This is a genomic window from Mycobacterium stomatepiae (assembly GCF_010731715.1).
Classification (GTDB): Bacteria; Actinomycetota; Actinomycetes; order Mycobacteriales; family Mycobacteriaceae; genus Mycobacterium; species Mycobacterium stomatepiae.
Genome location: NZ_AP022587.1, coordinates 413,684 through 425,714, shown reverse-complemented (window position 1 = coordinate 425,714; position 12,031 = coordinate 413,684). Strand labels below are relative to the sequence as shown.

Sequence of the window (12,031 nt, the reverse complement as noted above, 5' to 3'; positions counted from 1 at the left end):
CGACCTCCTTAGAGGGGCCGTAATGCCCTGATCGGCGGGGTATCCGGAGCGTAACGTTCGGCGGATTGGATGCATTTGAGCGCCGGACCACACGGAGATCACACCGCCAAAGGAGCACGCAAATGTCAAACAGCGTAACGGTCCACAACAACCGGGTCCCTCAGCAGCGCGCGCAGGACGCCAAGTTACTCAAGGAGTCGGGTGTACACAAGCTCGTCGTTACGGATCGCGATGGCAATTGCTTAGCGTTCGTCTTGGCTTGGGACAACTGCGAGTATGACGCCGAGAGCGACACCTACGTATGCATCGCCGACAGTGATGGCAGGGAACTCATGACCGTGTACACCGCCGGAGAAATTCGGTCTGCGCCTGGCGCGAACACATATGTCGTCACGGCACCGAACGAATCACAAGGCTCCAGGACGTTACAGGCCCTATGACGGCATGCCGACGCAATCTGTAGGCCGATCCTTGCCGGTTCGGAGGTTATGATAGACCGTTCGTACGGTTAACCGAAGGGTTGGAGATGCCCCGATTGCCTGGCAGACGCGCCGAGATTCTCGACGCTTTTGTCCGTTATGTCGCCGAACGTGGTTACGACAGAACGAATATGGGCGACATCGCTGACGAGCTCGGTATGTCCAAAGGCACCATCGTCCATCACTTCGGGACCAAAGCGCAGATGCTGCGCGAGCTTGAAGAAGCCCATCTTGGCCTGCAGCTCGATGCGCTGCGAATGGTATGGGATCGGCTGGCCACGCCGCACGAACGCATCGCGGCAATCATCTACGCCTCTGTGTTCTTGCAGGTAATCGCGCGCGACGCGACGGTGGCAAGCCAGCGCGAGGTGGTTCAGTTGTCCGACGACCCGGCGATGCAGCAAGTGCGCGCGTTGCGTCATCAACTGCAAGCGCTCGCGATTGACGCGATCCGCGATGGCATCAACAGCGGCGTTTTCCGAACCGTAGATGTCGAACTGGCGGCCCTGCAGCTGTGGGGGTCACTGCAGTGGATGTGGGTTTGGTTCGACCCCGCCGACTCCCGCACCCCCGAACAAGTCGGGGCCGCGTTCGTCGACGTGTTTCTCGGCGGACTGTTGCTCGACCGATTAGGCCTCAGCAAGTGGGCGGACCCCTGCGCAAACGTCGTCTCGGTGGTGCGCGAATGCCTTGCCGAAGTAGCAGCTTGACCCCTGGCGACAGCATGCTCGCCGCGAAAAGCTAGTTGATTGCCGCTATTTCGGCATAACTTTGCGAACGTAGCCGGCTATTGTTCGCCGCGCGCGACCGACCAGGGGCTTGAACTGCACGCCCGTCGGCCATTCGGACATCGGTGCAGGTCGGTATGCGCCGGCAGGCAAATCCATGCCTCGGTTAATTGACTGACCGTACGGTCTAATGTCATAGTTGCTGCGTGACGCAGAGGCGCGCGGCATCAAGCCGGGGGGCTGGGACCCAGACCCCGGAGTTCGGCTCGACGAATTCACGCCTTTGCGCCCTCCCCTCGGTTCCGCAAATATCTTCTCGGCCGCGTGTTTCATTTCGTCACTCCGCGAGCACCGATGACCGCCTCGCACATAGTCGGTGGCAAAGTACTCGACAGGATCCGACCGGGCACCGAAGTAGCCGGCGGGTTCTTCCGAATGTGTGTGCTGACCGCGAAAGCCCTGGGACAACCATTCGAATGGCGCGAGTTCATCTGGAATGGCTGGTTCCTGATGCGAGTTTCGCTGCTGCCCACCGTCGCGGTGTCCATCCCGGAAACCGTGCTGCTCATCTTTACGCTCAACCTCCTGCTGGCCGAGATCGGCGCCGCCGACGTCTCTGGCGCCGGTGCCGCGATCGGCGCGGTCACCCAGCTCGGCCCGATCGTGACGGTGCTGGTCGTCGCCGGCGCCGGGGGCACCGCCATCTGCGCCGACCTCGGCGCACGCACCATCCGCGAGGAAATCGATGCCCTAGAGGTGCTCGGCATCGATCCGATCCACCGGCTGGTCGTGCCGCGCGTCGTCGCCTCGACGATCGTTGCGGTGCTGCTCAATGGCCTCGTGGTCGCCGTCGGCCTGGGCGGCGGCTACCTCTTCAGCGTGTACCTGCAGCACGTCTCGAGTGGGGCTTACCTCTCGACGTTGACGGCGCTCACCGGTCTACCCGAGGTGGTGATCGCGTTCATCAAAGCCGCGACGTTCGGCCTGATCGCCGGTCTGGTCGGCTGTTATCGCGGGCTGATCGTCCGCGGTGGATCGAAAGGCCTGGGCACTGCCGTCAACGAGACGGTGGTGTTGTGTTTCATCGCCCTGTTCGCCGTCAACGCGGCGCTGACCACCATCGGTGTCCGGTTCGGAACGGGGCGCTGACATGACCGGGGTTACTGCGGCTGCTGCACCACACGTCCGGTTCCCGTGGAGCGCCCTCGCTCGATACGCGCAGGCCCCGGCGCGGCTGATGGTCGAGGTCGGGCAGATGGTCTGGTTCGCGCTCACGACGGTCGGGCAGGTCCCCTTCGCCCTGCACCACTACCGCAAAGAGCTGCTGCGGATGGTCGCCCAGACGGGGATGGGAACCGGTGCGATGGCCGTGGTCGGCGGCACCGCCGCCATCGTCGGCTTCATCACATTGTCCGCAGGCTCGCTGGTCGCGATCCAGGGATACGCCACGCTGGGCAACATCGGTGTCGAAGCATTCACCGGTTTTCTGGCCGCACTGGTCAACGTGCGGTTTGTGGCTCCGGTAGCCGCCGGTCAGGCACTCGCCGCCACGGTTGGCGCCGGCGCCACCGCCGAACTGGGCGCCATGCGCATCAGCGAGGAGATCGACGCGCTGGAAGTGATGAGTATCCGGTCGGTCGCCTTCTTGGCTTCGACCCGGGTGGTTGCCGGTCTGATCGTCATCGTCCCGCTCTACGGGTTCGCGATGACCATGGCTTTCCTATCCCAGCAACTCACCACGGTTTTGCTCTATGGGCAATCCATCGGCACATACAACCACTATTTCCATACCTTCCTGCGCCTGTCCGACGTGGGCTGGTCGTTTGCCGAGGTGATCCTGGTTGCGGTCGTCGTGATGACCACCCATTGCTACTACGGCTACACCGCCACCGGCGGGCCGGTCGGCGTCGGTGAAGCCGTCGGCCGGTCGATGCGACTGTCGTTGATCACGATCGTGGTGGTGGTCGTACTGACCGCCATGGCGGTCTACGGCAAGAGCCCGAACTTCAACCTCACCGTGTAGCAGCCATGACGACCCCGCCGAAGCAGAACCCGCCGCGTACCCCGCCGTACAAGACCGCGGCGGCGTTGTTCTTCGCGATCGCTGCACTGGTATTGGCACTCGTATGGTTGCAATTTCGCGGCGAGCTCACGCCGAACACAACACTGACGATGGTCGCGCCGAGGGCCGGTTTGGTGATGGATCCCGGGTCGAAGGTCACCTATAACGGCGCGGAAATCGGCCGAGTGGCCAGCATTTCGGAAGTTCAGCGTGACGGAGTACCGGCCGCCAAGTTCGTCTTGGATGTAAATCCGAAGTACATCAAGCTGATTCCGGCCAATGTGGACGCCAACATCGCGGCCACGACGGTGTTCGGCAACAAGTATGTGTCACTGACCTCGCCGAAAAACCCGACAACGCAACGTATCACACCACAACAGGTGATTGATGCGAGGTCGGTGACGACCGAGTTCAATACGCTGTTCGAGACGCTCAACTCGATCACCGAGAAGGTGGACCCCGTCAAGGTGAACCTGACGCTGGCGGCGGCAGCAGCATTCACCGGATTGGGCGACAAATTCGGGCAGTCGATCGTCAACGCCAACGCCATCCTCGACGACATCAATCCACAAATCCCGCAGATCCGACACGACATTCAACGGCTCGCGGCACTGGGCGACACCTACGCCGGCGCGGCACCGGACCTGTTCGACGCCCTGAACAACGCGGTGATCACGGCGCGCACGCTGCACGAGCAGGAAGCCGATCTGGACGCCGCGTTGTTGGCCGCGACCGGATTCGGCAACACCGGAGCTGACATCGTCGCCCGCGGCGGCCCGTACCTGCAGCGCGGCGCGGCCGATCTGCTGCCCACCGCCCAGCTGCTCGACACCTACAGCCCCGAGATCTTCTGCACCGTGCGCAACTACTACGACGAAGAGCCCCATGCCTACGAGACGACGGGCGGCGGAAACGGCTACGCATTGCACACCATGACCGAGCTGACGTCGGGCTTGGGAGGCCTGCTGACCCTGCCTGGACTGACCGGTACGGTGGCCACGATGGGGCTCCTCGGGCTAGCCGGCGTGGTGGGTGGAGCACCGAATCCCTATGTGTATCCGGACAATCTGCCGCGGGTGAACGCCAGGGGCGGTCCCGGCGGCGCACCGGGTTGCTGGCAAGCGATCACCCACGACCTGTGGCCGGCGCCGTCTTTGGTGGTCGACACCGGCGCCAGTCTTGCGCCGTACAACCACCTGGAGACCGGCTCTCCGTACGCGATCGAGTACGTGTGGGGCCGCCAGGTCGGGGACAACACGATCAACCCATGAACACCACCGGCAACGCCATCAAGCTCGGCATCGTCTCGTCGGTGCTGCTGCTGATCACCGTGTCGATCGTCGTGGTGTTCGGCCAGATGCGCTTCAACAGCACCAACAACTATTCCGCGGAGTTCAGCAACGCCACCGGGCTGAAGGACGGTCAGTTCGTTCGCGCCTCCGGAGTGGAGATCGGCAAGGTCAAAAAGGTGCAGCTGGTCGAGGGCGGCACCCGGGTGCGGGTGGACTTCGCCGTCGACCGCTCGATACCGCTGTATCAGTCGACAACCGCCCAGATCCGCTATCTCAACCTGTTCGCCGACCGCTATCTGGAACTCAAACGCGGCGAAGGCGAAGACGCCGACCGGGTTCTGCCGCCGGGTGGATTCATCCCGCTGTCTCGAACGTCGCCTGCGCTGGATCTCGACGCCCTGATCGGTGGATTCAAGCCGCTATTCCGAGCGCTCGATCCGGAGAAGGTCAACACCATCGCCTCGGCGATCATCAACGTGTTTCAGGGTCAGGGCGGCACCATCAACGACATCCTCGACCAGACCGCGCGGCTGACCGAGCACCTCGCTGAACGTGACCAGGCGATCGGCGAGGTGGTCAAGAACCTGAACATCGTGCTGGACACCACGGTTCGCCATCGCAAGGAATTCGACCAGGCGATAGACAACTTCGAGAAATTGATCACCGGGCTGCGCAACCACGCCGATCCCCTGGCCACCGGGACGGCCGACATCAGCAACGCCGCGGGAACGGTGGCCGAGCTGCTGGCGGACAACCGCGCTTTGCTGCACAAGGAGATCAACTACCTTGAGGCTCTTCAGCAGCCGCTGGTCGACCAAAAAGATCAGCTGGCCGATCTGATCCACAAGACGCCGACCGCGCTCAATCTGATCGGCCGCAGTATCGGCCTGTACGGCGACTGGGTGAACTTCTACCTCTGCGACCTCACGATCAAGTGGAACGGACTGCAGCCCGGCGGCCCGGTCCGCACGGTCCGGATCTGGCAGCAGCCCACGGGTAGGTGCACGCCGCAATGAGAACTCTGACGGAATTCAGCCGCGGCCGGGTCGGCCTGATGGGCATCGGCGTGCTGGTGCTCGTCGTGGCCGTCGGCCAGAGCTTCACCAGTGTCCCGATGCTGTTCGCCAGCCCCAGCTACTACGGGCAGTTCGCCGACACCGGTCAACTCAACAAGAACGACAAGGTGCGCATCTCCGGGGTGAATGTCGGCACCGTGCAAGCGCTCGACATCGACGGCGACCACGTCGTGATCAAGTTCTCCATCGGCCCCAACACCATCGGGACCGAGAGTCGGCTCGCGATCAAGACCGATACCATCCTGGGCAAGAAGGTGCTCGAGATCGAGCCGAGGGGAACCCGGACGTTGCGCCCCGGAGGGGTGTTGCCGCTGGGCCAGAGCACCACTCCCTATCAGCTCTATGACGCCGTCTTCGATGTCAACAAGGCCGCCGCTGGCTGGGACATCGACAGCGTCAAGCAGTCGCTGAACGTGTTGTCGCAGACCATCGATCAAACCTACCCGCACTTGAACCCCGCCCTCGACGGCTTGGCGAAATTCTCCGACACCATCGGCAAGCGCGACGAACAGGTCAAGCACCTGCTCGCTCAGGCCAACCAGGTGGCCAGCGTGCTCGGCGACCGCAGCGAACAAGTCAACCGTCTGCTGGTCAACGCCAAGACACTGCTGGCCGCGTTCAACGAACGCGGACGGGCCATCGACGCTCTGCTGCAGAACATTTCGGCCTTCTCGACCCAGGTGCAGGGATTCATCAACGACAATCCGGACCTGAATCGCGTGCTGGAGCAGTTGCACGCCCTGTCCGACGTGCTGGTCGCACGTAAGGATGATCTAGCGCAAACCCTCACGTATGTAAGTCAATTCGCCGCATCACTGGGCGAATCTGTCGCATCCGGACCGTACTTCAAGATAGTCCTGTCCAATCTGCTGCCGTACTGGGTCTTGCAGCCTTCCGTCGATGCCGCCTTCAAGAAGCGCGGTATCGACCCCGAGGATTTCTGGCGCAGCGCGGGCCTGCCCGAGTTCCGCTGGCCCGACCCCAACGGCACCCGGTTCCCCAACGGCGCGCCGCCACCCGCACCCCCGGTGTCCGAAGGCACGCCGGATCATCCGGGCCCGGCTGTCCCGCCGGGAACGGCGTGTTCGTATGCGCCGGGGCCGGGCACTCCGCCACGGCCGTGGGACCCGCTGCCCTGCAAGGGTATTGACGTCGGGCCATTCGGCGGCAATTTCCCGGCACCGATCGACGTGCAAACGTCGCCACCGAACGCGAACGGCCTGCCGCCGACACCGGGGATCCCGATCGCCGGGCGCCCTGGTGAGCCACCTCCAGACGTCCCGGGCACACCGGTGCCGTTACCGATTAACGCCCCGCCGGGAGCGCGCACCGAGAACCTACAACCGGCTGGACCCACCTTGCCTCCGTCGACGTTCCCGCCTGGACTGCCGGCGCCATTGATCAACCCCGGCGGTACCGGGGGCAGCGGCATCACCGGAGGTAGCCAGAATTGAACGACATCTTCGCCACCCGGAACCTGCGGTCCCGAAAGGTGATCGGGGCCCTGGTCGTGGTGCTGGCGCTGGCCGCGGGGTTCGTGGGCTGGCAGCTCTACCAGAAGTTGACCACGAACACCGTAATCGCTTATCTCCCAACGGCGAACGCGCTGTATTCGGGGGACAAAGTCCAGATCATGGGTGTCCGGGTGGGTTCAGTCGACAAGATCGAACCGGCCGGCGGCAAAATGAAGGTGACGTTCCACTACGACAACAAATACAAGGTGCCCGCCAACGCGTCCGCCGTGGTCGTGAACCCCACCCTGGTGGCGTCGCGGAGCATTCAATTGGAGCCACCCTATAAAGGTGGCCCGGTGATGGGCGACAACGCGGTGATCCCCATCGAGCGCACGCAGGTGCCCACGGAATTCGACCAGCTGCGTGAGAGCGTCGCCAACACCATCAACGAGCTCGGCCCGACGCCCGAACAGCCCAAAGGCCCCTTCGGTGATCTCATCGCGGCGTACGCCGACGGCCTGGCGGGCAAGGGCAAGCAGATCAACACCACGCTGGACAGCCTGTCGCGGTCGTTGACCGCGCTGAACCAGGGCCGTGGCGACTTCTTCGCGGTCGTGCACAGCCTGGCGCTGTTCGTCAACGCGCTGCACAAAGACGACCAGCAGTTCGTAGCGCTGAACAACAACCTGGCCCGGTTCACCGACAGTTTGACCGGCTCCGATCGGGACCTGGCTGATGCGCTACAGCAGTTCGACAGCCTGATCGCCACACTGCGGCCGTTCCTGGCGAAAAACCGCCAGGTGCTCGCGCGCGACGTCGACAACCTCGCCAACCTGACCACCACACTGGTCCAACCCGAGCCGTTGAATGGCTTGGAGACCGCCCTGCACGTCTTGCCGACGCTGGAGACGAACCTCAGCCAGATTTATCACCCGTCGCACGGCGCGGTCATGTCCATCCCGGCGATCCCTAACTTCGCGAACCCAATGCAGTTCGTTTGCAGCATGATTCAGGCCGGTAGCCGACTTGGGTATCAGGAATCCGCCGAACTCTGCGCGCAGTACCTGGCGCCGATTCTCGATGCGATCAAGTTCAACTACGTGCCGTTCGGGCTAAACCTGTTCAGCACAGCCGAGACGCTGCCCAAGGAAGTCGCCTACTCCGAGGCCCGGCTGCAGCCGCCGAACGGGTACAAGGACACCACGGTGCCCGGGATCTGGGTGCCCGACACCCCGCTGTCGCACCGCAACACCCAGCCCGGCTGGGTTGTCGCGCCGGGGATGCAGGGCATCCAGGTAGGCCCGATCACCGCGGGACTGTTGACCCCCGAATCCCTGGCCGAACTGATGGGTGGCGCCGACGCCGCTCCCCCGCCACCCACGCTGCAAACCCCACCCGGACCGCCGAATGCGTACGACGAGAACCCGATCGCACCGGTCATAGGGCAGAACCCGCCGCCGGTGCCGATCCCGCCGCCGCCATCGGCGCAGGCGGTGGCGACGACGGGGCAGGGCTCATGAAGGGCGTTAACACGTTGCGCGAGTTAGGTTCTCGTACTCGACACCGATTCTGGCAGGGGATGGTCCTGCTGGGCGCTGTCGTCGTACTCACCTCATGCGGGAAATGGCACGGAATCGCGAATGTCCCGATGCCCGGCGGCCCGGGCAGCGGGCCCGGTTCCTACACCGTCTACGTGCAGATGCCGGACACGCTGGCCCTCAACGACAACAGCCGGGTGCGGGTGGCCGATGTCTTTGTCGGCACGGTGCGCGCGATCCAACTGAAGAACTGGGTCGCCACACTGACGCTAAGGCTGGACAGGAACGTCAAGTTACCCAAGAACGCCACCGCCAAGATCGGGCAGACCAGCCTTTTGGGTTCTCAGCACATTGAGCTGGCCGCACCACCTAACCCGTCAGCGGAGTCGTTGCGGGACGGTGACACGATCCCGCTGAAGAACTCGTCCGCATACCCGACGACCGAGCAGACGCTGGCCAGTCTCGCCCTGATCCTGCGCGGGGGCGGCATCCCCAACCTCGAAGTGCTGCAGAACGAGGTCTACAACATCCTGAACGGCCGTGCCGACCAGATCCGGGCCTTCCTCGGCAAGCTCGACACCTTCACCGCCCGGCTCGACGAGCAACGCGAGGACATCACCCGGGCCATCGATTCCACCAACCGGCTATTGGCCTATGTGGGTTCCCGCACCGACGTTCTGGATCGAGTCCTCACCGAATTCCCGCCACTGCTCAAACATTTCGCCGACAAGCAGCAACTGTTGATCGACGCGGTCGACGCGACAGGACGGCTCAGCCGGCTCGCCGCCGAGTACCTGTCCGCGTCGCGGGGTGACCTGCACTCCGACCTGCTGTCGCTGCAGTGCCCGTTGCGCGAACTCGGCCGTGCCTCGCCGTATCTGATCCGCGCCCTCAAGCTGATCCTGGTGCGGCCGTTCGACGTCGACGCCGTACCGAAGGCATTTCGTGGCGACTACTTCAACCTGTCGCTGACGCTCGACCTGACGCTGAGCTCCGTCGACAACGCGGTCCTCACCGGCACCGGACTCTCCGGGGCGCTGCGCGCGCTCGAGCAATCGTGGGGCCGCGACCCCGAAACCATGATCCCCGATGTCCGATACACGCCGAACCCCAACGATGCCCCGGGCGGCCCGTTGGTCGAAAGGGCGGACAGGCAATGCTGACCCGCTTCATCTGGCGCCAACTGATCATCTTCAGCATCCTGAGCGTGATCACGGCGATTGCGTTGGGGTGGTACTACTTGCAGATTCCCACCGCTGCGGGGATTGGCCAGTACACGCTGAAGGCGGACCTTCCCGTCTCGGGCGGTCTGTACAAAACGGCCAACGTGACTTATCGCGGTGCAACGATCGGCACGGTCACCGCGGTCGAACCTACCGAGACGGGCGCTCGGGTGACGATGAGTATCGCCGATAACTACCAGATCCCGATTGACGCGTCGGCGAATGTGCATTCGGTTTCTGCGGTCGGCGAGCAGTATCTGGACCTGGTATCGCTAGGCAACCCGGCCCAATACTTCTCGCCGGGGCAGACGATCACCAAAGGCACCGTGCCCACCGAGATAGGGCCGGCGCTGGACGCCGCAAATCGCGGCTTGGCCGTACTGCCCAAGGAGAAGATCGCCTCGTTGCTTGATGAAACAGCCCAAGCGGTAGGCGGTTTGGGCCCCGCGCTGCAACGACTGGTCGATGCGACACAGGCGATCGCCGGCGACTTCAAGGCCAACATCGGCGACGTCAACGACATCATCCAAAACTCGGGGCCCGTCATCGAAAGCCAAGTCAATTCGGGTGATTCGATCCTGAGCTGGTCACACAACCTGGACATCCTGGCCACGCAGAGCGCGGAAAACGACCAGCAGTTGCAAAGCATCCTGACCCATGCAGCGCCGACCGCCGATCAGGTCAACGATGTGTTCGGCGATGTCAGGGACTCACTGCCGCAGACGCTGGCGAACCTCGAGATCGTGCTGGATATGCTCAAGCGTTACCACAAGGGCGTCGAACAACTGCTGGTCGCCTATCCGCAGGGCGCGTCAGAAGGCCAGGCAGTTACAACCCCCTTCCCGGGTTACGCATCGCTTGGCACTTCGCTGACGATCAACCAACCGCCACCCTGCCTGACCGGCTTTCTCCCGGCGTCGCAATGGCGGTCTCCGGCGGACACCAGCCTGGCGCCGATGCCGTCGGGAACATACTGCAAAATCCCGCAGGACGCTCCCTCCAACGCCGTGCGCGGCGCACGCAACATTCCGTGTGTCGACGTCCCCGGTAAACGCGCTGCCACGCCGCGGGAGTGCCGCGACCCCAAACCGTATGTTCCGTCTGGCACCAACCCGTGGTACGGCGACCCGAACCAGATCCTGACCTGCCCGGCGCCGGCGGCGCGCTGCGACCAGCCGGTGAAACCCGGTCTCGTGATACCCGGTCCATCGATCAACAACGGTCTCAATCCGGCGCCTTCCGACCGCGTTGCCGGGACGCCTCCGCCGATCAGCGACGTGCTACAGCGGCCGGGATCAGGAACGGTCGAATGCAATGGACAGCAACCAAATCCCTGCGTCTACCGCCCCAGCGGGCTTCCCCCGGCCGTTTACGCTCCACAGAGCGGCGAGTTGGTAGGGCCCGACGGTGTCCGGTATCTGGTCCAAAACTCGAGCAAGACCGGCGACGACGGCTGGAAGGACATGCTGGCTCCGGTCGGCTGAGCATGGCCGCAGACCCGTGCTCAGCGGCGCGATGATTACGCCGGCGCGAGTTATGGTGCGTCAATCCGACTGATCTACACCAATTTTCGCGCCCGCCCGACTTGGTTCCCACGTGTTCATTGATACTGACCGCACGTACAGTCATATACTGATCGAGTTCGACACCCACGATCGGCCGGCGAACACAGGGATCGGAACTCAATGCGGAAAGTGATTGGCCTGGGTCAACTCCGGAGCCATGCCTGTACCTACCTCGAGCGGGTTGCTCTCGGGGAGACGATCGAGGTCGTGCGTCGCGGCAAGCTGGTGGCACGAATCGTGCCGGTCGGTGACTACAGGGTGGCTCCGATTCCGGCGCGTTCGGTGGCCCTGACCTCCGATGCCAGCGGATGGGTCGGGCTGGACGAACTGCGGACCCGTGCCGGACGGTGCCTCGATCAAGTGGTGGCCGGGGAAACGATTTGCGTTGTCCGGGGCGGCAGGTTACTCGCACACATTGTCCCGGCGGGTGATTCGGTGACAACCTCGACGCAGGCCGACGCCGGTCGGCGGATCGAACTCGACGAGCTTCGCAAGCGTGCGGGGCGCTATTTCGACAGGGTTGCGGCCGGGCAGACGATCGAGATCATCCGGGGCGGCGAGTTGGTTGCGCGCATCGTCTCGGCCGCGAGTACTACGGCGGCTGGAGCCTGATC

Annotated in this window: 11 protein-coding genes; all 11 read left to right on the top strand. The window is 63.7% G+C overall.

What is annotated here, in order from left to right:
- The first annotated feature begins 122 nt into the window (after positions 1-122).
- The gene (locus G6N54_RS02055) at positions 123-440 is read left to right on the top strand and encodes a hypothetical protein (protein WP_163788373.1); all 318 of its coding nucleotides are present in this window, start codon (positions 123-125) and stop codon (positions 438-440) included.
- Positions 441-526: 86 nt separating this feature from the next.
- Complete coding sequence (locus G6N54_RS02050; protein WP_163788372.1) at positions 527-1,189, top strand: TetR/AcrR family transcriptional regulator; 663 nt, start codon at positions 527-529, stop codon at positions 1,187-1,189.
- Positions 1,190-1,561: 372 nt separating this feature from the next.
- Complete coding sequence (locus tag G6N54_RS02045; protein WP_163788371.1) at positions 1,562-2,356, top strand: MlaE family ABC transporter permease; 795 nt, start codon at positions 1,562-1,564, stop codon at positions 2,354-2,356.
- A gap of 1 nt (position 2,357) precedes the next feature.
- The gene (locus tag G6N54_RS02040) at positions 2,358-3,230 is read left to right on the top strand and encodes an ABC transporter permease (RefSeq protein WP_163788370.1); all 873 of its coding nucleotides are present in this window, start codon (positions 2,358-2,360) and stop codon (positions 3,228-3,230) included.
- Positions 3,231-3,235: 5 nt separating this feature from the next.
- Positions 3,236-4,540: an MCE family protein gene (locus G6N54_RS02035; RefSeq protein ID WP_163788369.1), complete on the top strand. Its 1,305-nt coding sequence runs from the start codon at positions 3,236-3,238 to the stop codon at positions 4,538-4,540.
- Positions 4,537-5,577 carry a virulence factor Mce family protein gene (locus G6N54_RS02030; protein ID WP_163788368.1) on the top strand — a complete coding sequence of 347 codons (1,041 nt, stop codon included), beginning with the start codon at positions 4,537-4,539 and terminating at the stop codon, positions 5,575-5,577. The genes G6N54_RS02035 and G6N54_RS02030 overlap by 4 nt, the downstream gene beginning before the upstream one ends.
- Positions 5,574-7,091 (top strand): virulence factor Mce family protein, encoded by a 1,518-nt coding sequence (locus G6N54_RS02025; RefSeq protein WP_163788367.1) that lies wholly within the window; start codon positions 5,574-5,576, stop codon positions 7,089-7,091. Before G6N54_RS02030 ends, G6N54_RS02025 begins: the two co-directional genes overlap by 4 nt.
- Positions 7,088-8,611 carry a virulence factor Mce family protein gene (locus G6N54_RS02020; RefSeq protein ID WP_163788366.1) on the top strand — a complete coding sequence of 508 codons (1,524 nt, stop codon included), beginning with the start codon at positions 7,088-7,090 and terminating at the stop codon, positions 8,609-8,611. Before G6N54_RS02025 ends, G6N54_RS02020 begins: the two co-directional genes overlap by 4 nt.
- The gene (locus G6N54_RS02015) at positions 8,608-9,792 is read left to right on the top strand and encodes a virulence factor Mce family protein (RefSeq protein ID WP_163788365.1); all 1,185 of its coding nucleotides are present in this window, start codon (positions 8,608-8,610) and stop codon (positions 9,790-9,792) included. The genes G6N54_RS02020 and G6N54_RS02015 overlap by 4 nt, the downstream gene beginning before the upstream one ends.
- A complete protein-coding gene (locus G6N54_RS02010; RefSeq protein ID WP_163788364.1) occupies positions 9,786-11,336 on the top strand; it encodes an MCE family protein in 1,551 nt (516 codons plus the stop codon). Before G6N54_RS02015 ends, G6N54_RS02010 begins: the two co-directional genes overlap by 7 nt.
- 201 nt (positions 11,337-11,537) lie before the next feature.
- Positions 11,538-12,029, top strand: coding sequence for a type II toxin-antitoxin system Phd/YefM family antitoxin (locus G6N54_RS02005; RefSeq protein ID WP_163788363.1), 492 nt, complete (start codon positions 11,538-11,540; stop codon positions 12,027-12,029).
- Positions 12,030-12,031: the final 2 nt, after the last annotated feature.